The organism is Penaeicola halotolerans (genome assembly GCF_016464625.1).
GTDB classification, from domain to species: Bacteria; Bacteroidota; Bacteroidia; order Cytophagales; family Cyclobacteriaceae; genus Penaeicola; species Penaeicola halotolerans.
Genome location: NZ_JAEAGO010000004.1, coordinates 142,219 through 160,776, shown reverse-complemented (window position 1 = coordinate 160,776; position 18,558 = coordinate 142,219). Strand labels below are relative to the sequence as shown.

28 protein-coding genes are annotated in these 18,558 nt (G+C 39.3%); 3 read left to right on the top strand and 25 right to left on the bottom strand.

All coding sequences use genetic code 11. From position 1 onward, the window contains the following. The gene (locus I5349_RS11570) at positions 1-369 is read left to right on the top strand and encodes a DMT family protein (protein WP_226390929.1); all 369 of its coding nucleotides are present in this window, start codon (positions 1-3) and stop codon (positions 367-369) included. Positions 370-378: 9 nt separating this feature from the next. Here the strand turns inward: I5349_RS11570 and I5349_RS11565 are convergent, their stop codons facing one another. Genes I5349_RS11565 through I5349_RS11555 form a run of 3 tightly spaced genes read right to left on the bottom strand, consistent with a single transcriptional unit; the run spans position 379 to position 3,834 of the window. Further along, positions 379-1,140: an ABC transporter substrate-binding protein gene (locus I5349_RS11565; protein WP_226390928.1), complete on the bottom strand. Its 762-nt coding sequence runs from the start codon at positions 1,138-1,140 to the stop codon at positions 379-381. A 27-nt stretch (positions 1,141-1,167) separates the two neighbouring features. Beyond that, entirely contained in the window at positions 1,168-2,235 is a 1,068-nt protein-coding gene (locus I5349_RS11560) for a M20/M25/M40 family metallo-hydrolase (RefSeq protein WP_226390927.1), read from the bottom strand. A gap of 12 nt (positions 2,236-2,247) precedes the next feature. Then, positions 2,248-3,834 carry an acyl-CoA carboxylase subunit beta gene (locus I5349_RS11555; protein WP_226390926.1) on the bottom strand — a complete coding sequence of 529 codons (1,587 nt, stop codon included), beginning with the start codon at positions 3,832-3,834 and terminating at the stop codon, positions 2,248-2,250. Between the two features lie 216 nt (positions 3,835-4,050). Between I5349_RS11555 and I5349_RS11550 the strand changes: the two genes are divergently transcribed. Continuing rightward, complete coding sequence (locus I5349_RS11550) at positions 4,051-4,947, top strand: Ppx/GppA phosphatase family protein (RefSeq protein ID WP_317194247.1); 897 nt, start codon at positions 4,051-4,053, stop codon at positions 4,945-4,947. A 10-nt stretch (positions 4,948-4,957) separates the two neighbouring features. Then, positions 4,958-6,034, top strand: coding sequence for an Ldh family oxidoreductase (locus tag I5349_RS11545; protein ID WP_226390924.1), 1,077 nt, complete (start codon positions 4,958-4,960; stop codon positions 6,032-6,034). Between the two features lie 15 nt (positions 6,035-6,049). On the opposite strand, the gene I5349_RS11540 is transcribed toward I5349_RS11545, so the two are convergent. The 22 genes from I5349_RS11540 to rplX form a co-directional block, all read right to left on the bottom strand. Beyond that, positions 6,050-6,559, bottom strand: coding sequence for a hypothetical protein (locus I5349_RS11540; RefSeq protein WP_226390923.1), 510 nt, complete (start codon positions 6,557-6,559; stop codon positions 6,050-6,052). Between the two features lie 34 nt (positions 6,560-6,593). After that, positions 6,594-6,893, bottom strand: coding sequence for a septum formation initiator family protein (locus I5349_RS11535; protein WP_226390922.1), 300 nt, complete (start codon positions 6,891-6,893; stop codon positions 6,594-6,596). A gap of 74 nt (positions 6,894-6,967) precedes the next feature. Beyond that, a complete protein-coding gene (gene eno / locus I5349_RS11530; RefSeq protein WP_226390921.1) occupies positions 6,968-8,245 on the bottom strand; it encodes a phosphopyruvate hydratase in 1,278 nt (425 codons plus the stop codon). 4 nt (positions 8,246-8,249) lie between these two features. Then, positions 8,250-9,347: a glutamine-hydrolyzing carbamoyl-phosphate synthase small subunit gene (gene carA, locus I5349_RS11525; protein WP_226390920.1), complete on the bottom strand. Its 1,098-nt coding sequence runs from the start codon at positions 9,345-9,347 to the stop codon at positions 8,250-8,252. 115 nt (positions 9,348-9,462) lie between these two features. Continuing rightward, positions 9,463-9,951: a 50S ribosomal protein L17 gene (gene rplQ / locus I5349_RS11520; RefSeq protein WP_226390919.1), complete on the bottom strand. Its 489-nt coding sequence runs from the start codon at positions 9,949-9,951 to the stop codon at positions 9,463-9,465. Between the two features lie 5 nt (positions 9,952-9,956). Then, positions 9,957-10,946, bottom strand: coding sequence for a DNA-directed RNA polymerase subunit alpha (locus tag I5349_RS11515; protein WP_226390918.1), 990 nt, complete (start codon positions 10,944-10,946; stop codon positions 9,957-9,959). A 30-nt stretch (positions 10,947-10,976) separates the two neighbouring features. Beyond that, positions 10,977-11,582 (bottom strand): 30S ribosomal protein S4, encoded by a 606-nt coding sequence (gene rpsD / locus I5349_RS11510; protein ID WP_226390917.1) that lies wholly within the window; start codon positions 11,580-11,582, stop codon positions 10,977-10,979. 18 nt (positions 11,583-11,600) lie between these two features. Then, complete coding sequence (gene rpsK / locus I5349_RS11505) at positions 11,601-11,993, bottom strand: 30S ribosomal protein S11 (RefSeq protein WP_226390916.1); 393 nt, start codon at positions 11,991-11,993, stop codon at positions 11,601-11,603. A 15-nt stretch (positions 11,994-12,008) separates the two neighbouring features. After that, a complete protein-coding gene (gene rpsM, locus I5349_RS11500; RefSeq protein WP_226390915.1) occupies positions 12,009-12,386 on the bottom strand; it encodes a 30S ribosomal protein S13 in 378 nt (125 codons plus the stop codon). A gap of 2 nt (positions 12,387-12,388) precedes the next feature. Continuing rightward, positions 12,389-12,505 (bottom strand): type B 50S ribosomal protein L36, encoded by a 117-nt coding sequence (gene ykgO / locus I5349_RS11495; protein ID WP_226390914.1) that lies wholly within the window; start codon positions 12,503-12,505, stop codon positions 12,389-12,391. Between the two features lie 6 nt (positions 12,506-12,511). Further along, positions 12,512-12,730, bottom strand: coding sequence for a translation initiation factor IF-1 (infA, locus tag I5349_RS11490; protein WP_226390913.1), 219 nt, complete (start codon positions 12,728-12,730; stop codon positions 12,512-12,514). 1 nt (position 12,731) lies between these two features. Beyond that, positions 12,732-13,505: a type I methionyl aminopeptidase gene (gene map / locus I5349_RS11485; RefSeq protein WP_226390912.1), complete on the bottom strand. Its 774-nt coding sequence runs from the start codon at positions 13,503-13,505 to the stop codon at positions 12,732-12,734. A 2-nt stretch (positions 13,506-13,507) separates the two neighbouring features. Next, positions 13,508-14,824 (bottom strand): preprotein translocase subunit SecY, encoded by a 1,317-nt coding sequence (gene secY / locus I5349_RS11480; protein ID WP_226390911.1) that lies wholly within the window; start codon positions 14,822-14,824, stop codon positions 13,508-13,510. A gap of 5 nt (positions 14,825-14,829) precedes the next feature. Next, the gene (rplO, locus tag I5349_RS11475) at positions 14,830-15,276 is read right to left on the bottom strand and encodes a 50S ribosomal protein L15 (protein ID WP_226390910.1); all 447 of its coding nucleotides are present in this window, start codon (positions 15,274-15,276) and stop codon (positions 14,830-14,832) included. Positions 15,277-15,278: 2 nt separating this feature from the next. Then, positions 15,279-15,458, bottom strand: a complete 180-nt coding sequence (gene rpmD, locus I5349_RS11470; protein ID WP_226390909.1) for a 50S ribosomal protein L30 — start codon at positions 15,456-15,458, stop codon at positions 15,279-15,281. A gap of 5 nt (positions 15,459-15,463) precedes the next feature. Beyond that, positions 15,464-15,982: a 30S ribosomal protein S5 gene (gene rpsE / locus I5349_RS11465; protein WP_226390908.1), complete on the bottom strand. Its 519-nt coding sequence runs from the start codon at positions 15,980-15,982 to the stop codon at positions 15,464-15,466. Between the two features lie 6 nt (positions 15,983-15,988). Continuing rightward, positions 15,989-16,339, bottom strand: coding sequence for a 50S ribosomal protein L18 (gene rplR, locus I5349_RS11460; RefSeq protein WP_226390907.1), 351 nt, complete (start codon positions 16,337-16,339; stop codon positions 15,989-15,991). 5 nt (positions 16,340-16,344) lie between these two features. Then, a complete protein-coding gene (gene rplF / locus I5349_RS11455; RefSeq protein ID WP_226390906.1) occupies positions 16,345-16,902 on the bottom strand; it encodes a 50S ribosomal protein L6 in 558 nt (185 codons plus the stop codon). 11 nt (positions 16,903-16,913) lie between these two features. After that, positions 16,914-17,309, bottom strand: a complete 396-nt coding sequence (gene rpsH, locus I5349_RS11450) for a 30S ribosomal protein S8 (RefSeq protein ID WP_226390905.1) — start codon at positions 17,307-17,309, stop codon at positions 16,914-16,916. An 81-nt stretch (positions 17,310-17,390) separates the two neighbouring features. Next, positions 17,391-17,660: a 30S ribosomal protein S14 gene (gene rpsN / locus I5349_RS11445; protein ID WP_226390904.1), complete on the bottom strand. Its 270-nt coding sequence runs from the start codon at positions 17,658-17,660 to the stop codon at positions 17,391-17,393. 3 nt (positions 17,661-17,663) lie between these two features. Beyond that, the gene (gene rplE / locus I5349_RS11440) at positions 17,664-18,221 is read right to left on the bottom strand and encodes a 50S ribosomal protein L5 (protein WP_226390903.1); all 558 of its coding nucleotides are present in this window, start codon (positions 18,219-18,221) and stop codon (positions 17,664-17,666) included. After that, on the bottom strand, positions 18,214-18,558 hold the full coding sequence (gene rplX, locus I5349_RS11435; protein ID WP_226390902.1) for a 50S ribosomal protein L24: 345 nt from the start codon (positions 18,556-18,558) through the stop codon (positions 18,214-18,216). Before rplX ends, rplE begins: the two co-directional genes overlap by 8 nt.

The window sequence follows — 18,558 nt, the reverse complement described above, 5'->3', positions numbered from 1 at the left end:
ATGAAAGCTTTCTACACTATCCTTCTCTTGATATTGTCCAATACCTTCATGACATTGGCTTGGTATGGACACCTTAAATTTAAAGAGCTCAAATGGTTTGAAAATCTAGGGTTGATCAGTATCGTCCTGATCAGTTGGGGGATTGCCCTATTTGAATATTTCTTCCAAGTCCCAGCTAATCGCATAGGTTTCAAAGAAAATGGAGGACCCTTTACCTTGGTCCAATTAAAAGTGCTTCAGGAAGTAATCACACTTGTCACATTTATGATTTTCACATTACTGTTTTTCAAAAATGAGACCCTTAAAACGAATCATCTCATCGGTTTTGCTTTCTTAGTTCTTGCCGTGTACTTTATATTTAAAAAGTAACTCTGCAGATTAGAATTTATGGAAATAGGCCAAGGATTTGAATAGTCTGCTACCATACCAAGAAAACATCTCCCCGTCTACTATTTCTACATGGGTATTTGGCAGATGCTCTTTGAAGAACAGGGTGTGTTTATCTTGAAAAGGAAATGGCTCACTTGATAGCAAGAGATAATCTGGTTGTAATTTTTCGAGTGTTTCAAGACTCAGCTCAGGATACCTTGACTGAGTTACCGCATTTTCAAAACCAACTCTTTTGAGCATATCATCAATAAAAGTCTGAGAGCCAACGGCCATAATAGGGTCATTCCAGATGAGGTAAGCAGCAGAACCTAGTCTTCTCTTTGGCAAATGATCAAAGCCTCGCTTTATTTGCTCGCTCATGGTCATCGCCTCATTCACTTTCCCTACTAACTGACCTACTTGACTGATCATTTTCAAAGCATCATTCAGATCATATATATCACTCAACCAAACTGGATATTTCTCAGCCAATTGCTCAATACCAGATTGGTAATTTTCTTCCTTATTGCCAATGATCAGGTCTGGCTTAAGTTTATCAATGACCTCAAATCTAAAATTCTTTGTTCCTCCTATTATTTGAGCTTTCTGTTTGGCCGCGACAGGATGTACACAAAATTTAGTGACACCTACTAGCTCATCCTCAAGCCCCAAATCATAAAGTAACTCTGTCTGAGATGGGACGAGAGATATGATACGCTTTGGAATCCCTTCTAGTATAACTTCTCTTCCTGTCTGATCTGTGTATTTCATAAATAAAGGCTCCCGTAGGAGCCTCGTTTATTTGACATATCTAAAATCAAAAGCTGGGTCATGCTGAATCAAAAATTCATACATCAGCTTAATTACATTTTCAATATCCTCTTTATGTGCTGTTTCCACTGTAGTATGCATATACTTGAGCGGAAGAGAGATCAATGCTGATGGCACACCTTCATTTGAATAAGCAAAGGCGTCTGTATCTGTTCCAGTAGATCTAGAGGCTGCCGCTCTTTGAAAAGGAATCTCTTGTTTTTTAGCGACTCCTATGACCAGATCCAAAAGTTTTTTGTGCACTGCTGCACCATAAGTCAATACAGGGCCTTTACCAGCAGTGAAGTCTCCATTTTGCTTTTTATCATACATAGGAGAGGTAGTATCATGACATACATCAGTGATGATAGCCACATTAGGTTTGATATTATGCGCGATCATTTGTGCACCATGCAGTCCTATTTCCTCTTGTACCGAGTTGACGATATATAGTCCAAATGGTAACTTCACACCACTTTCTTTGATTTTATGTGCTACTTGGGCGATCATATAGCCCCCTATACGATTGTCTAGAGCACGTCCGCAGTAGTACTTGTTGTTCAAGTCAGACAGCTGATCTTTAAAGGTGATTACACAACCTACATGAATCCCTAAGCTCTCTACTTCATCTTTAGAGCTTGCTCCTACATCTATAAAGATGTTTTTGAGTGATGGAGTTTCTTCCTTGGCTGCATCACGTACATGGATAGCAGGCCAGCCAAAAACGCCATCTACTATCCCTTTATCCGTATGGATATTCACACGCATAGAGGGTGCGATCATGTGGTCTGAGCCACCATTGCGTCTTACATAGATGTATCCATCAGAAGTGATATAATTTACAAACCAAGAAATCTCATCTGCGTGAGCTTCTATCACTACTTTGTAAGGTGCATCGGGATTGATCACCCCCACAGCTGTACCGTAGCTATCTGTGAAATAAGTGTCTACCACTGGCTTGAGATAGTCCAGCCATATCTGCTGACCACTTGCCTCAAATCCTGTTGGTGAGGCATTATTCAAATACTTATATAAAAACTCTTCTGCTTTTGTCATAAAATCAATTGATTACAATGGAATGTTACCATGCTTTTTCTTTGGCAGTGTCTCTACCTTGTTTTCTAACATCTTGAATCCAGCGATAAGTTTCGCTCTAGTCTCAGATGGCATGATGACTTCATCTATAAACCCTCTGTGAGCCGCTCTGTATGGATTAGCAAATTTTGCTGTGTACTCATCTACCTTCTCTTGGAGTTTGGCTTCTTTATCAACAGCTTCTGATATTTCCTTTTTAAAGATGATCTCAGCAGCACCTTTGGCTCCCATCACTGCGATTTCAGCCATCGGCCAAGCAAAGTTGAGGTCTGCTCCTATGTGCTTAGAGTTCATTACATCATAGGCGCCACCATAGGCTTTTCTAGTAATGACAGTGATCCTAGGTACTGTAGCTTCAGAGAAAGCATAAAGCAATTTCGCACCATTAGTGATGATGCCTCTCCATTCTTGATCCGTTCCTGGTAAAAAGCCTGGGACATCTTCTAAAACGAGAAGTGGAACATTGAAACTATCGCAGAATCTAACAAATCTTGCAGCTTTAGTACTCGCATCGATGTCCAGCACCCCTGCAAGTGAAGAAGGTTGATTTCCCACGACTCCTATACTTTTACCTGCTAGTCGAGCAAATCCAACTACGATATTGTCTGCGAAATTTTTATGGACTTCAAAAAAAGTACCTTCATCCACAATCCCTTCAATTACTTCACGCATATCATAAGGCTGATTCGGATTGTCTGGCATGATGCTATCTAGCGCAGGTCTACTTTCGTCCTCTTTCATCTCATAAGGTACACTAGGCGCATCCTCCTCGCAGTTTTGAGGTACATAGCTCAAAAGACGCTTGAGATAATTGATACACTCTACCTCATTAGCACAAGAAAAATGCGTCACGCCTGACTTAGTACTATGTGTACTTGCACCACCAAGCTCCTCAGCCGTTACGTTTTCTTGAGTAACTGTTTTCACTACGTTAGGCCCAGTCACAAACATGTAAGATGTATTTTCTACCATCAAGATAAAGTCTGTAATGGCAGGTGAGTAAACAGCCCCTCCAGCACATGGCCCCATGATTGCAGAAAGTTGTGGTATCACGCCAGAAGCTCTAGTATTTTTAAAGAAAATATCTGCATATCCTCCTAGAGAAACTACCCCTTCTTGTATTCTAGCACCACCTGAATCGTTTAGACCTATAATTGGCGCACCATTTTTCATAGCGAGATCCATTACTTTACAGATTTTCTCTGCATGAGTCTCAGACAGTGAACCTCCAAAGACAGTAAAATCTTGGGAAAACACATAAGTCAGGCGTCCATTGACCGTACCATACCCAGTGACAACTCCGTCTCCAAGGTAATGCTCTTTATCCAAACCAAAATCCTTGGCTCTGTGCATGACAAACTTGCCAATCTCTTGGAAGGATCCTTCGTCTAATAATAAATGAATTCTTTCGCGGGCTGTAAGTTTACCTTTTTTATGTTGGGAGGCTATCCTAGCTTCTCCTCCTCCTAAAAGTGCTTCTTCATTCTTTTGAGCCAGTAACTCATATTTTTCTTTATTGGTAGGTAATGTATAGACGACATTTTTATCCTTATCTGCCATGTGTTATCATTGGTTTTATTTCCTCCAAATATAGTTAGGAGAGGCTTAAACTCGAAACAATAGCCTCGTTTATTAAGCGATGATTAAATTTGAACCTTTCCCTCATTTTTTCAGTGATTTTTAATAGAATATAATAACTTCACGAAAATTTTTAAGCACTCCATGTTTTCGAGGAAGATCGCGATAATAGACTTAGGGACAAATACATTTCATCTAATGATTGCTCAAATCATAGATGACAGGTTCACTATCCTCTTTAAGGAAAAGATTGCTGTCAAAATTGGAAAAGGAGGGATAAACAATGGATTCATTGCAGAAGACGCTCTTAAAAGGGCTCATCATACGCTCAAGCACTTTAGAAATCTGATTGATGGTGAAAACATCAGTGAGATATATGCCTTTGCTACGAGTGCTATTCGAAATGCTGCCAATGGACAGGATTTTGTAACAAGTATCAGAAAGAAATACGAAATATCAATACAAGTCATCTCTGGCGATCAAGAGGCTGAGCTTATCTATGAAGGGATCAAAAAGGCTGTTTCACTAGACGAGACACCAAGTCTGATGATGGACATAGGCGGTGGTAGTGTGGAATTCATCATTGGTAATGCACAAGAGATATTCTGGAAGCAAAGCTTTGAAATTGGAGCTCAAAGACTATTAGATCTTTTTCATTATCATGACCCTATTTTACTTGAAGAAATCATCAATCTCAATGAGTACTTGCAAGAGAAACTTACGCCTCTATTAAATGCTATCAATACTTATAACCCTCAAAAACTGATAGGCTCTTCGGGTACTTTTGACACATTGACTGACATTTATTTTCAAGAGATGGGTTTTGAGAAAGACTATAAAAAACCCACCTATACTTTGCCCGTATCAAATTACCGAGATATCTACAATGAGTTTATCACTAAAACGCGCGAGGAGAGACTTGAGATCCCAGGAATGATCCCAATGCGCGTAGACATGATCGTAGTAGCGGGTGCATTGACTACTTTTATACTCGAACAGATCAAAGTAGATGAAATCATCTGTTCAAACTATGCATTAAAAGAAGGAATACTGGCTCAGGTGATATCAGGCAAGTTATTAGCCAGCTCAAATTAAGATCAATATCATGCAAACAATATACGATTATAATAGGCTCAAAACCTTTACTAAAAATATATTTCTGAAAATCGGTTGCTCTGAAGCTCACGCAGAAACAGCTAGCACTGTCCTGCTATCAGCCGATCTTAGAGGTGTAGACTCTCATGGAGTAGCCAGACTCTCAGGCTATGTGAGACTATGGGAGGCTGATCGTATCAATGCCACTCCTAATATCAAGATAGTACATCAGACACCAAGTACCGCAGTCATAGATGGAGATGGTGGTTTGGGTTTAGTCATCGCGCCATTTGCTATGGAGATCGCTATCGAAAAAGCCAGTAAAGCAGGTACAGGCTGGGTAGCAGTCCGAAACTCTAATCACTTTGGCATCGCGGGATATCATGCGATGATGGGTCTAGAACACAATATGATCGGTTGGGCAATGACCAATGCTAGCCCACTTGTAGCACCTACTTTTTCGGCAGAAAGGCTCCTAGGCACCAATCCTATCGCCATTGCTATCCCTGCCAATGAGGAGCCTCCATTTGTAGCAGATTTCGCCACCACTACAGCGGCTAATGGCAAACTGGAAATTCTGCAAAGAAAGCAAGAAGATGCTCCTGAGGGATGGATTCAAGATAAGGCTGGCAAACCCACACAAAATGCTAATGGGGTCAAAGATGGTGGAGCTTTACTACCTCTAGGTGGCGACAAAGTCCATGGAAGTCACAAAGGCTACAGTCTAGGGGCAATGGTAGACATCTTATCAGCGGTCTTATCAGGCGCTAATTATGGGCCATGGGTCCCACCATTTGTCAGTTTCTTAGCACCTCCTGCAGATCCAGTAGGTAAGGGAATAGGACACTTCTTTGGTGCTATGACAGTCAATGCATTCAGACCAGCCGAAGAGTTTAAAGAGCATATGGACAATTGGATTAGAAGATTTAGGTCATCCAAAACAGTGGATGGACATGAACGTGTCTTAATCCCAGGAGATCCAGAACGAGAGATGGAAGCTATTCGAATGAAAAAAGGTATTCCGCTCCTCCTTCCAGTAGTAGAAGACTTAAAGTCCCTTGGTGAAAAATTTGAAGTGGAGTTATAAAGTAATTAGGCTTTGTCAATAGATAAATCCTACTCGAAGCACTAGTGGACTGGCATAAGGCGATCTTACATTATCGTAGGTAACATTGTAAAGCGCCATGATGTTAAAGCCACCTCTACCACCTGGACCTATTTGATTGTATCCGCCACCTATCAAAAGCCCAGGTACCCATTCAGTGCTAAAGCGATCTCTAAACGGATCATAGAATTTAAGATTTAAAGATTCATATTCTGCATAGGCATAAAATGCTTCGAGGATATTGTACCTACCAAAAACACGTCCTCCATAAATACTAGAAGAGTATGATGGCCTGTATCGCTTATCTTCAAAATACTGATAAGTGATCCCAGCACCAGTAGATAGTTTTGTTGTGAGCATATATCCTACAAGTGGAGATACCTCAACAGCGGTGATAGTTCCAAATTGAAGACCAAAATTTCCCCCGAAGTACACACGCTCTTTGAATGACTTGTCTATCTCAGGATCAAAATCTCTTTGAGCAAAGACAATTTGAGTACAAAACATAGCTCCTATGAAGAGCAAAAAAATGGCACTTGACTTAATCTTCTGGAATGATAACATATAAATCCTCCGTCTCTTTTTTCATCAAGTATCTTTCACGAGCAAACTTCTCCAAGAGTTCATAATTACTCATTAATTCTTGCCTATCCTGCTCAATTTTCTTTTTCTTCTCAAGATAGTACTCCTTCTCCTCTTCTAAGTCCCCGAGCTTACTCCTCAATTCGATATGAGAAATTACGTTACTAGAATCGATAAAAATCATCCACACCAAGAAGCCTAGTGTGAACATGACATAAAAATTCTTAGTGTACTTGAGATATTTCTTAAATCTTTCCATGATTACTAACGATAACGAAAATTAGAAAAACAAAAGCATAAAAAAAAGCCTCTAATTTCTTAGAGGCTTTAGGATTAAAATTTCAGTCCTGGAAAATACCCAACTTCACCCAGTTCTTCCTCTATTCTGATCAACTGATTGTATTTAGCCATTCTATCAGATCTTGATGCAGAACCAGTCTTGATTTGTCCTGTATTTAATGCAACAGCTAAATCTGCTATTGTATTGTCCTCAGTTTCTCCAGATCTGTGAGACATCACGCTCTTGTATTTGTTTCTATGTGCTAGATTTACAGCATTGATTGTCTCTGTGAGTGTACCTATTTGGTTAACTTTTACAAGGATCGCATTAGCTGTTTGGTTATCGATACCTTTTTGAAGTTTATTCACATTAGTCACAAATAGATCATCTCCTACCAGTTGGATTTTGCTACCTACCTTTTCAGTGAGTTTTTTCCAACCAGCCCAGTCGTCTTCATCCATCCCATCTTCTATAGAGATAATTGGATATTTATCTACCCACTCACTCCAGTAGCTTACCATCTCATCTGAGGTCAATGAATCACCTGTTGACTTTTTGAATACATAACGCTTGGCTTCTGCATCATAAAACTCAGAAGAAGCTGCATCCATAGCGATGAAAATATCTTCACCTGGTCTATATCCTGCTTTCTCGATTGCCTGAAGTACTACTTCTATCGCCTCCTTATTTGATCGAATATTTGGAGCAAATCCACCTTCGTCTCCTACGTTAGTAGAGAGACCTTTTGACTTCAATACACTTTTCAAATGGTGAAATACCTCAGTACCCATTCTCAAAGACTCAGAAAAGCTCTCCGCTTTAACAGGCATAACCATGAACTCTTGAAAGTCAATTGCATTATCAGCATGGCTACCGCCATTGAGGATGTTCATCATCGGAACGGGTAATGTATTGGCATTCACACCACCAATGTATCTGTATAGAGATTGTCCTGATTCAAACGCTGCCGCTTTTGCCACTGCCAGAGAAACCCCTAGCATCGCATTAGCACCCAACTTAGACTTATTTGGCGTAGCATCTAGGTCTAGCATGATCTGATCGATGAGATTCTGTTCAAAAATAGAGAAGCCCACTAACTCAGGCGCAATGATATCTTTCACATTAGACACAGCCTTCAGGACGCCTTTCCCCATATATCTTGACTTATCGTCATCTCTTAATTCTACTGCTTCATACTTACCAGTAGATGCGCCAGAAGGAACAGCGGCACGGCCTACATAGCCATTTTCTGTTGTCACATCTACCTCAATTGTTGGATTACCGCGAGAATCTAATATCTGTCTCGCATGAATGCTTTGAATTATACTCATAGGTTTATAGGTTTTTGTTTTTAATTAAATTTATAAAATCATCAAAAAGATACCTTGAATCGTGAGGGCCTGGAGATGACTCTGGGTGATACTGAACAGAAAAAGCTTTTCCATTTTTCAATCTGATGCCAGCTACCGTCCCATCATTGAGATGAATGTGTGTAAGATCCACTAAATCACTCTTTTCTACTTCTTCTCTATTCACTTCAAACCCGTGATTTTGAGAGGTAATTTCTCCAAGGCCTGTCAGCATATTTTTCACAGGATGATTGAGTCCTCTGTGTCCATGATGCATCTTTGAGGTGCCGATCCCATTAGCCCTAGCCAATAGCTGATGTCCTAGACATATCCCGAAAAGCGGCTTGTCGCTTGCTAGCATTTGCTTGGTGGTCTCTATAGCATAATCCATAGTGGCAGGATCACCCGGCCCATTAGACAGGAAGTAAGCATCTGGATTCCATTGCTTAACCTCATCAAAAGTAGTTCTAGCAGGAAAAACCCTACAAAACACCCCTCGCTCAGTGAGAGATCGTAAGATATTCTTTTTGATGCCAAAGTCCATACAGGCTACTTTGATATCACTATTTGGATCACCTACATCGTAGGCTTGTTTAGTAGTGACGATAGAAGACAGCTCAAGTCCTGCCATATCTGGCACATCTCGTAGTTTCTCTTTGAGCACTGCCTCATCCAATATCTCTGAAGAGATGATCGCATTCATAGCACCTACAGAGCGAATATGCCTTACTAATCTGCGTGTATCTATCCCTGAGATTCCTACCACTCCGTGTTGTTCTAGATATTTTTGAAGGGATGCTGTAGCATCTACTCTACTGTGTACTTCCGAGAAGGCATTGATGACAATACCAGCAATTTTGGGTGCATCAGACTCAGTTTCTTCATCTATCACACCATAGTTTCCAATATGTGGAGTAGTATTGACGATGATCTGACCATAGTAGGATGGATCTGTGTAGATCTCTTGATAGCCTGTCATCCCAGTATTGAAGCATATCTCGCCTCCAGAGGTCCCTATTTTACCGATGGCGTTTCCTTTAAAAACTGTCCCATCTTGTAAAATAAGCAATGCAGTATAGCTCATGGAATTTTTATTTTGTGACAAATTTAGAGGTTTTGATCTATGTTTAAATAGTATTCATAAAAAAAGGGGATGAACCATAGTCCAACCCCTTTTAATATTTAAGATACATACTTCATTATTCAGCAGAAGTACCTTCATCTGTTTTAGCTTCAGTAGCTGCATCAGCTGCCTTATCAGCAGGCTTTGCACTTCTTCTACTTCTTCTAGTTTTAGTTTTTGTAGCAGCCTTATCGCTTAGCATAGCCTCGTTGTAGTCAACAAGCTCAATGATACACATCTCTGCATTATCACCAAGTCTGTTACCAGTCTTAAGGATACGTGTATATCCTCCTGGTCTGTCTGCTACTTTGCTCACTACCTCTCCAAACAAAGTCTTTACAGAGTCTTTATTTTGAAGATAAGAGAAAACGATACGTCTATTGTGCGTAGTATCATCCTTCGCTTTAGTGATCATTGGCTCTACAAATTTTCTCAACTCTTTAGCTTTAGCCAAAGTAGTAGAGATTCTCTTACTCATGATGAGCGAAGAAGCCATATTTGACAACATAGCTTTTCTATGAGAAGCTGTTCTGCCAAGGTGGTTAAATTTCTTACCGTGTCTCATTTCTATTAATCTTCGTCAAGTTTATACTTAGATAGATCCATACCAAAAGTAAGGTTCTTTTCTGCAACTAGTTGCTCAAGTTCAGCTAGAGACTTCTTACCGAAGTTTCTAAACTTCATCATGTCAGAAATCTCCAATCTTACTAGATCTCCTAAAGACTTCACATCTGCCGCTTTGAGACAGTTGTAAGCTCTCACAGATAGGTCTAGATCATTGAGATTAGTCTTCAGAAGCTTTCTCATGTGTAAGAATTCTTCATCAACTTGCTCTGGCTGGTTTTGATCAGCTGTCTCAAGGATCATCGTCTGATCAGAGAACAACATGAAGTGCTGGATGAGAATCTTTGCAGCTTCTTTCAAAGCTACCTCAGGATGGATAGATCCGTCTGTTTCAATATCCAAAATAAGTTTTTCAAAGTCAGTCTTTTGCTCAACCCTTGTGTTTTCAACGCTGTATTTCACATTTCTGATAGGTGTGAAGATCGCATCGATAGGGATCAAGCCAAATACTTGCTCTTTAGGCTTAGACTCTTCAGCAGGTAGATAACCTCTACCTTTATCTACAGTCAGCTCAATCTCAAAACCTGCCTTGTCGTCAAGGTTACAGATTAGAAAATCTGGATTCAGGATTTCAAATGAAGAAGTGAACTTAGCTATATCACCGGCTGTAAATACCTTCTGGTTCTTAATCTGAACATTGATCTTATTGTCAACAGAATCGTGCAGCTTCTTGAATCTCACTTGTTTTAGATTAAGGATTATTTCGCTTACATCCTCTACTACACCTTCGATGGTAGAAAATTCGTGAGAAACACCAGGAACTTTAATGCTAACAATAGCATAGCCTTCCAGTGAAGAAAGCAGAATTCTTCTTAAAGCATTACCAATGGTAACCCCGTAACCTTTTTCAAGTGGTTTGAATGTGAAAAGCCCGTGAAAATCATCAGCTTTTTCCATCACCACTTTGTCGGGCATTTGAAATGCGAGTATAGACATATCAATATTTTTTGTTAAGTCAGAAGTTTATTACTTAGAGTAAAGTTCAACGATTAGTTGCTCTTTAATATTCTCAGGAATATCGTCTCTAGATGGCATAGTTACAAACTTACCAGCAAAAGCCGTGTTATCCCACTCTAACCAAGGGTGTCTCTTTGCACCTTTAGCAGATAAGCTGCTAGTGATCAATTCTAATGACTTAGATCTCTCTCTAACTGCTACTACATCGCCTGGCTTAAGTGAATAAGAAGGGATGTTTACCAATTCACCATTGACTGTGATATGCTTGTGCGATACGAGCTGTCTAGCAGATCTTCTCGAAGGAGCGATACCTAGTCTGTAAATTGTATTGTCAAGTCTTGCTTCTAGCAATTGAAGTAAGTTTTCACCTTTGATACCCTGCTTTCTAGAAGCTTTCTCATAAAGGTTAGCAAACTGCTTCTCTAGCACACCGTAGATGTACTTAGCTTTCTGCTTTTCCATCAACTGGATAGCGTATTCAGATTGCTTTCTTCTTCTGCCTTTGCCGTGCTGTCCTGGAGGATAGTTTTTCTTCTGCAAGGCTTTGCTATTGCCTAAGATAGGCTCTCCAAATTTTCTGGAGATTTTGGTTTTAGGACCTGTATATCTTGCCATTTCTTTTAAATCTTTAGATTAAACTCTTCTACGCTTAGGTGGACGACATCCGTTATGTGGTAGTGGAGTGATATCAGTGATGGTAGTCACGTCAATACCTACATTTTGGATAGTTCTGATAGCAGATTCTCTACCTGATCCTGGGCCTTTTACAAAAACCTCAGCTTTTCTCATACCTAAGTCATATGCTACTTGACCGCAGTTTTGAGCGGCCATTTGAGCTGCATAAGGAGTATTTTTCTTAGAGCCTCTGAAGCCCATCTTACCCGCTGATGCCCAAGATATTACTTGACCAGCTTGGTTCGTGATAGAAATTATGATGTTGTTAAACGAAGCCTTGATATGTACTTGACCTACAGGTTCAACAACAACTACTCTCTTTTTTACTTTATCTTTTCTTTTCTGAGCCATAGTCTTTACTAATTACTATTTAGTTGCCTTCTTCTTGTTAGCAACAGTCTTTCTCTTACCTTTTCTGGTTCTAGCATTGTTTTTAGTCTTCTGACCTCTTACAGGGAGACCCTTTCTGTGTCTTAGACCTCTATAACAACCTATGTCCATCAAACGCTTAATGTTCAACTGAATTTCAGATTTAAGAACACCTTCTACCTTAAGTTCTTCAGCGATGATGTTACGAATAGCAGTAGACTCATCGTCATTCCATTCTCCTACTTTCTTGCTAAAATCGATACCAGCTTTGGTAAGGATATTTTGAGCAGAGGTTTTTCCAATACCGAAGATATAAGTCAAGCCGATCTCGCCACGCTTATTATCAGGGATATCTACACCAGCAATTCTTGCCATAATTAACCTTGTCTTTGTTTAAACTTTGGATTCTTCTTATTTATCACATACAACTTACCCTTTCTGCGGATAATCTTGCAGTCAGCACTACGCTTCTTTATAGATGCCTTTACTTTCATGATTTTTTATTTATATCTGTAAACGATTCTACCTTTTGATAAATCATATGGAGACATTTCTAATTTCACTTTGTCTCCAGGAAGTATTTTAATGTAATGCATTCGCATTTTTCCTGAAATATGAGCGATCAGCTGATGCCCATTCTCAAGCTCCACTCTAAACATCGCATTAGACAAAGCTTCTACGATTGTTCCATCTTGTTCTATAGATGACTGTTTTGGCATATTAAAATTTAAAGTTTTCTTCTATGTACTTATGCGTTGTCAATATTTCAGTTCTATCAGCAAATACAGCTACCGTATGCTCATAATGTGCTGAAGGTTTCCGATCTGCTGTTCGTATCGTCCAGCCATCTCGCTCTTGCACCACATTGCGTGATCCTAGATTTATCATAGGCTCTATTGCTATAACCAAGCCTTCTTTCATCACAGGGCCACTTCCACGCTTACCATAATTAGGAACTTCTGGCGACTCATGTAGATTTCTACCTAAGCCATGACCAACAAGTTCTCTGACCACAGTATAGCCATGAGATTCAGCATGTTTTTGAATAGCGTAACCAATGTCACCTATTCTTTTGCCATTTACTGCGTTTTCGATACCTAAATAAAGAGATTCCTTGGTGACTTTGAGAAGGGATAAAATATCAGGGGAGACATCACCAATAGGATAAGTGTATGCACTATCACTATGAAAACCTTGGTGAAAAACTCCACAATCTATTGAGATTATATCCCCGTTTTTCAATATATAGTCACTGGGAAATCCGTGAACGATTACCTCGTTTACCGAAATACACAGTGTCGCTGGAAAACCATTATATCCTTTAAAAGAAGCCTTTGCTCCGTGATCAAGGATGAATTCCTCAGCTATTTTGTCAAGAAAGGAGGTTTTTACACCCTCCTTTACATATTTGGCAACTTCGCCATGTGCTTTGCCTAATATCTCTGCGCTTTGCTTTATTAACTCTACCTCTTCAGAGGTTTTATAATGAATCATTATTAAGCTACAGCATAATTTGAAGCAGTACCTTTTGTATTTCCAGACTTCATCAGTCCTTCGTAATGCCTCATTAAAAGATAACTTTCAATTTGTCTAAGCGTATCCAAAATAACACCCACCATGATCAGTAGTGAAGTACCGCCATAAAACTGCGCGAACTCCATACCTACACCTGCTATCATAGCGAAAGCTGGCATAATGGCTACCAAGGCTAATAGAATAGAACCTGGAAGAGTGATTTTTGAGACGATATTGTCAATAAACTCAGAAGTAGCAGCACCAGGCTTGATACCAGGAACGAATCCTCCATTTCTCTTCATATCCTCTGCCATTTGATCAGGGTTGATCGTAATCGCTGTATAGAAGAAAGTGAAAAGAATGATCAATACCGCAAACAGTAAGTTATACTGCCAAGATTGAATATCAGAAAATGTAGTAACAATAAAGTTGGCTGTTTCACTTTCCTCAGACCATAAACCAGCCAAAAGAGATGGTAAAAACATCAAAGACTGAGCGAAGATAATTGGCATTACACCACTTGCATTTACTTTGATAGGTATATACTGTCTCTGTCCGCCATATACTTTACCGCCTACTACTTGTTTAGCATACTGTACTGGTACTCTTCTAGTAGCTTCAGTGATAGCTACTACACCTACAACTACAAAGAATAGTACGGCAATCTCTAATATGAATAACAATCCACCGCTAAATCCTTTTGATACTGATTCTGAAATAATAGCTCCAGGGAATCTGGAAATAATACCAATCATAATCAGCATTGAAATACCATTACCAATTCCTTTCTCAGTGATTTTTTCACCAAGCCACATACAGAACATTGTACCCGCAACTAGTAGGATAAGTGAGGAGAATAAGAAAAACGTTTGATTAATGACTACAGCATCATTGATGTTATTAGTGCTTAGGTATCCTATACCTTGAGCTACTGTAATAATTATCGTTAATACTCTAGTGTATTGATTGATACGCTTTCTACCAGACTCTCCTTCTTTTTGAAGCTTCTGAAAATATGGTACACCCACAGTAAGTAACTGTAATACGATCGATGCAGAAATATAAGGCATGATACCTAATGCAAAGATAGAAGCATTACTAAACGCGCCACCTAAGAAAGTATCAATTAAGCCAAATATACCTTCAGCTTTATCAGTAAGCAATGAAGGATCTACACCTGGTAATACGATAAAAGAACCGATTCTGAAAACAACTAGAAATCCAATCGTATTGAGAATTCTGACTCTCAAATCTTCAATAGAAAATATATTCCTTACTGTTGAGATGAATTTTTTCATAGAAATTAAATCTTGTTAATTGATCCGCCAGCCTTCTCGATAGAAGCGATAGCACTAGCAGAAAAATAATGAGCAGATACCGCAACTTTAGCTTTTAGATCTCCTCTACCAAGTACCTTCACTGTATCGTTACTTGAAGCTAATCCGTTATCAACGAATGTCTCAAAGCTAACTTCAGTGATATTAAGTTTGTCAACTAATTCTTGAATAGTATCCAAGTTGATTGGCTTGCACTCAATTCTATTGATGCTTTTGAAACCAAACTTAGGAACTCTTCTTTGTAAAGGCATCTGACCACCTTCGAAACCTAGTTTCTTAGAGTAACCAGAACGAGACTTAGCTCCTTTGTGACCTCTAGTAGAAGTTCCACCTCTACCAGATCCAGTACCACGACCTATTCTCTTTCTATTCTTAATAGAACCTTCAGCAGGTTTTAATGAATTCAATTTCATGATTACAGTTGTTCTACAGTTACGAGATGTTGAACTTTATTGACCATACCTGCTATCTGAGCAGTGTACTCTACCTCAACAGATCGGTTGATTTTTCCTAAACCTAAAGCCTGAATAGTTAACTTCTGTCTTTTAGGTCTGTCAATGACACTTTTAGTTTGTGTGATTTTTACCTTACTCATCGTGATTAACCATTAAATACTTTAGATAATTTCACTCCTCTTTGCATGGCTACTTCGATTGGCTCTCTCATGTTATTGAGTGCATCGATTGTTGCCTTTACCACGTTGTGTGGGTTAGAAGAACCTTTTGATTTAGCCAAAACGTCTGTCACACCAGCACTTTCTAATACAGCACGCATTGCACCACCAGCGATTACTCCAGTACCTGGAGCAGCAGGCTTGATTAATACAACACCACCACTGTATTTTCCGATAGCATCATGAGGAACAGTTCCTTTAAGAACTGGTACTTTTTGCAAATTCTTTTTAGCGTCTTCGATGCCTTTAGTGATAGCATCAGTTACTTCATTAGCCTTACCTAGTCCATAACCTACTACACCTTTGCCATCGCCTACTACTACGATAGCAGAAAAGCTAAATCTTCTACCACCTTTTACTACCTTAGCTACACGGTTGATAGCAACTACGCGTTCTTTTAGGTCAGTATCTATTGCTCTTACAGGTTTATTCTTTATCTGAGACATAATTTCTTAGAATTTAAGTCCTCCCTCTCTTGCACCATCTGCAAGAGCTTTGACTTTACCATGATATATATAGCCACTTCTATCGAATACTACAGAAGAGATGCCTTCACTTACAGCTTTTTCAGCTATTTTCTTACCTACTTCTTTAGAGATTTCCATATTAGCAGAAGTAGTAGATCCTAGTTCTTTAGAAGAAGCAGAAACTAACGTCTTACCACTCAAGTCATCGATCAACTGAGCATAAACAGCTGTATTACTTTTGAATACAGAGAGACGAGGTCTATCAGCAGTACCAGCTAGGTTTTTTCTGATACCTTTTCTTATTTTGAACCTTCTTTCGGTTTTATTGATTGCCATCTTACTTATTTTTTAGCAGCAGTTTTACCAGCCTTACGTCTAATAACTTCACCAACAAAACGTACACCTTTACCTTTGTAAGGTTCTACTTTACGTAGAGATTTGATTTTTGCGGCTACTTGTCCGATCAATTCTTTATCGATACCTTCTAGTGTTACTAGTGGGTTCTTTCCTTTAGGAGTCTCTGTTTTTACAGATATTTCTTGAGGAAGCGACACAAAAATGTTGTGAGAATAGCCAAGGCTAAGTTCTAACACATTCCCATTGTTTGTGGCTTTGTAACCTACACCGACTAATTCAAGCTCTTTCTTATAACCTTCCGTTACACCCACTACCATGTTATTGATAAGGGCTCTATAAAGACCGTGAAGTGACTTATGTCTCTTCTGCTCAGTAGGTCTTTCTACAGTAAGTAGGCTATCTTCTATGACTATCTTAATATCGGGATTCACATCCTGAGTAAGAGTACCTTTGGGACCTTTGACAGTCACGACATTATCAGCCGAGACGCTTACAGTTACACCAGCAGGTAGATTTATTGGTTTTTTACCTATACGTGACATATTACAAAATATTAATATACGTAACAAAGTACCTCTCCACCGATGTGCATCTGACGAGCTTCCTTGTCAGTCATCACACCTTTTGAGGTAGATAATACAGCAACTCCTAATCCATTGATTACTCTAGGAAGACTTTCTGCACTGCTGTACTTTCTCAAGCCAGGCTTACTAATTCTCTCAAGTTTAACAATGGCGTTTGCCTTTGTCGTAGGGTTATACTTCAAAGCAATTTTGATAGTACCCTGCGGGCCTTCTTCTACAAACTTATAGTTTTGAATAAAGCCTTTGTCGTGAAGTACCTTTGTAATCTCTTTTTTAAGATTAGAAGCGGGTATTTCTACGATACGGTGATTAGCCTTGATGGCGTTTCTCAACCTGGTTAGATAATCAGCTATTGGATCAGTCATATAAATATAGTCTAACTACACACCCTGAACGGGCGTGCAAAGTTACACAACAATTTTAAAATTAAAAATATTTACTAGTTTTTACCAGCTAGCCTTTGTTACACCAGGGATTTTACCTTCAGAAGCCATTTCTCTGAATGTTACCCTGTTGATTCCAAATTTCCTCATATAACCCTTTGGTCTACCAGTCAACTTGCATCTGTTGTGCAATCTAACTGGAGAAGAGTTTTTAGGAAGTTTGTCAAGACCAACATAGTCTCCTGCAGCTTTCAATTCAGCTCTTTTCTTAGCGTACTTAGCTACAAGTTTTTCTCTTTTTCTCTCACGAGCTTTAATCGACTCTCTTGCCATAACTTAGTTGTTATTTTTGTTGATGAAAGGCATACCAAATGATTTCAAAAGCGCTAAGCTTTCCTCATCAGTCTGAGCAGTAGTCACAAATGTGATGTCCATACCTGAGATTCTGTTGATTTTATCAATGCTGATCTCAGGGAAGATGATTTGCTCTTTCACACCTAGTGTGTAATTGCCTCTACCGTCAAATCCTTTATCACTGATACCTTTGAAGTCTCTAACTCTAGGAAGTGCTACCGTAATCAATCTATCAAAGAATTCATACATCTTGTCACCTCTTAGCGTCACTTTAGCACCGATAGGCATTTCTTCTCTCAACTTAAAGTTAGAGATAGAATTTTTAGCTTTAGTAGCTACTGCTTTTTGACCTGTGATCGTTGAAAGTTCTTCAACTCCGTGATCAACCAGCTTCTTATCAGCAACTGCAGCACCGATACCTTTATTGATGACAATTTTTGTCAACTTAGGTACTTGCATTACAGACTTATACTGAAATTTTTCTTTTAACTCAGCAACGATTTCCTCTTGGAATTTGCTTTTTAGTCTAGGATTAGCCATTGATCACCTCCCCAGTTTTCTTAGAATATCTAACTAGTTTACCGTTCTCGTTTAGCTTACGTCCTACTCTTGTAGCTTCGCCAGTCTTAGGATCTACCAACATCACATTGCTGACATGGATACCTGCCTCTTTCTTTTCGATGCCACCTTGTGGTTTCGCAGCTGAAGGCTTCACATGCTTTGTGATCATGTTTTGACCCTCTACGATTACTCTATTCTTTTCTTTATTAACTGAAAGTACTTTTCCAGTCTTGCCTTTGCTGTTACCAGCGATCACCTTTACAGTATCACCAGTTTTTATTTTCAGCTTGGCCGTATTTACTTGCTTTTTCTCCAT

Excerpts from the sequence above, each read along its gene's own strand:
- rplE (WP_226390903.1), bottom strand. The coding sequence starts at position 18,221 with ATGGCTAATCCTAGACTAAAAAGCAAATTCCAAGAGGAAATCGTTGCT.
- I5349_RS11570 (WP_226390929.1), top strand. The coding sequence starts at position 1 with ATGAAAGCTTTCTACACTATCCTTCTCTTGATATTGTCCAATACCTTC.
- secY (WP_226390911.1), bottom strand. The coding sequence starts at position 14,824 with ATGAAAAAATTCATCTCAACAGTAAGGAATATATTTTCTATTGAAGAT.
- I5349_RS11560 (WP_226390927.1), bottom strand. The coding sequence starts at position 2,235 with ATGACAAAAGCAGAAGAGTTTTTATATAAGTATTTGAATAATGCCTCA.
- I5349_RS11545 (WP_226390924.1), top strand. The coding sequence starts at position 4,958 with ATGCAAACAATATACGATTATAATAGGCTCAAAACCTTTACTAAAAAT.
- rpmD (WP_226390909.1), bottom strand. The coding sequence starts at position 15,458 with ATGAGTAAGGTAAAAATCACACAAACTAAAAGTGTCATTGACAGACCT.
- rpsK (WP_226390916.1), bottom strand. The coding sequence starts at position 11,993 with ATGGCTCAGAAAAGAAAAGATAAAGTAAAAAAGAGAGTAGTTGTTGTT.
- ykgO (WP_226390914.1), bottom strand. The coding sequence starts at position 12,505 with ATGAAAGTAAAGGCATCTATAAAGAAGCGTAGTGCTGACTGCAAGATT.
- eno (WP_226390921.1), bottom strand. The coding sequence starts at position 8,245 with ATGAGTATAATTCAAAGCATTCATGCGAGACAGATATTAGATTCTCGC.
- rplX (WP_226390902.1), bottom strand. The coding sequence starts at position 18,558 with ATGGAGAAAAAGCAAGTAAATACGGCCAAGCTGAAAATAAAAACTGGT.
- rpsD (WP_226390917.1), bottom strand. The coding sequence starts at position 11,582 with ATGGCAAGATATACAGGTCCTAAAACCAAAATCTCCAGAAAATTTGGA.
- rpsH (WP_226390905.1), bottom strand. The coding sequence starts at position 17,309 with ATGACTGATCCAATAGCTGATTATCTAACCAGGTTGAGAAACGCCATC.
- rplF (WP_226390906.1), bottom strand. The coding sequence starts at position 16,902 with ATGTCACGTATAGGTAAAAAACCAATAAATCTACCTGCTGGTGTAACT.
- rpsM (WP_226390915.1), bottom strand. The coding sequence starts at position 12,386 with ATGGCAAGAATTGCTGGTGTAGATATCCCTGATAATAAGCGTGGCGAG.
- I5349_RS11515 (WP_226390918.1), bottom strand. The coding sequence starts at position 10,946 with ATGTCTATACTCGCATTTCAAATGCCCGACAAAGTGGTGATGGAAAAA.
- I5349_RS11540 (WP_226390923.1), bottom strand. The coding sequence starts at position 6,559 with ATGTTTTGTACTCAAATTGTCTTTGCTCAAAGAGATTTTGATCCTGAG.
- rplO (WP_226390910.1), bottom strand. The coding sequence starts at position 15,276 with ATGAAATTGAATTCATTAAAACCTGCTGAAGGTTCTATTAAGAATAGA.
- map (WP_226390912.1), bottom strand. The coding sequence starts at position 13,505 with ATGATTCATTATAAAACCTCTGAAGAGGTAGAGTTAATAAAGCAAAGC.
- carA (WP_226390920.1), bottom strand. The coding sequence starts at position 9,347 with ATGAGCTATACTGCATTGCTTATTTTACAAGATGGGACAGTTTTTAAA.
- I5349_RS11535 (WP_226390922.1), bottom strand. The coding sequence starts at position 6,893 with ATGGAAAGATTTAAGAAATATCTCAAGTACACTAAGAATTTTTATGTC.
- rplQ (WP_226390919.1), bottom strand. The coding sequence starts at position 9,951 with ATGAGACACGGTAAGAAATTTAACCACCTTGGCAGAACAGCTTCTCAT.
- rpsN (WP_226390904.1), bottom strand. The coding sequence starts at position 17,660 with ATGGCAAGAGAGTCGATTAAAGCTCGTGAGAGAAAAAGAGAAAAACTT.
- rpsE (WP_226390908.1), bottom strand. The coding sequence starts at position 15,982 with ATGTCTCAGATAAAGAATAAACCTGTAAGAGCAATAGATACTGACCTA.
- I5349_RS11550 (WP_317194247.1), top strand. The coding sequence starts at position 4,051 with ATGATTGCTCAAATCATAGATGACAGGTTCACTATCCTCTTTAAGGAA.
- I5349_RS11555 (WP_226390926.1), bottom strand. The coding sequence starts at position 3,834 with ATGGCAGATAAGGATAAAAATGTCGTCTATACATTACCTACCAATAAA.
- infA (WP_226390913.1), bottom strand. The coding sequence starts at position 12,730 with ATGCCAAAACAGTCATCTATAGAACAAGATGGAACAATCGTAGAAGCT.
- I5349_RS11565 (WP_226390928.1), bottom strand. The coding sequence starts at position 1,140 with ATGAAATACACAGATCAGACAGGAAGAGAAGTTATACTAGAAGGGATT.
- rplR (WP_226390907.1), bottom strand. The coding sequence starts at position 16,339 with ATGGCAATCAATAAAACCGAAAGAAGGTTCAAAATAAGAAAAGGTATC.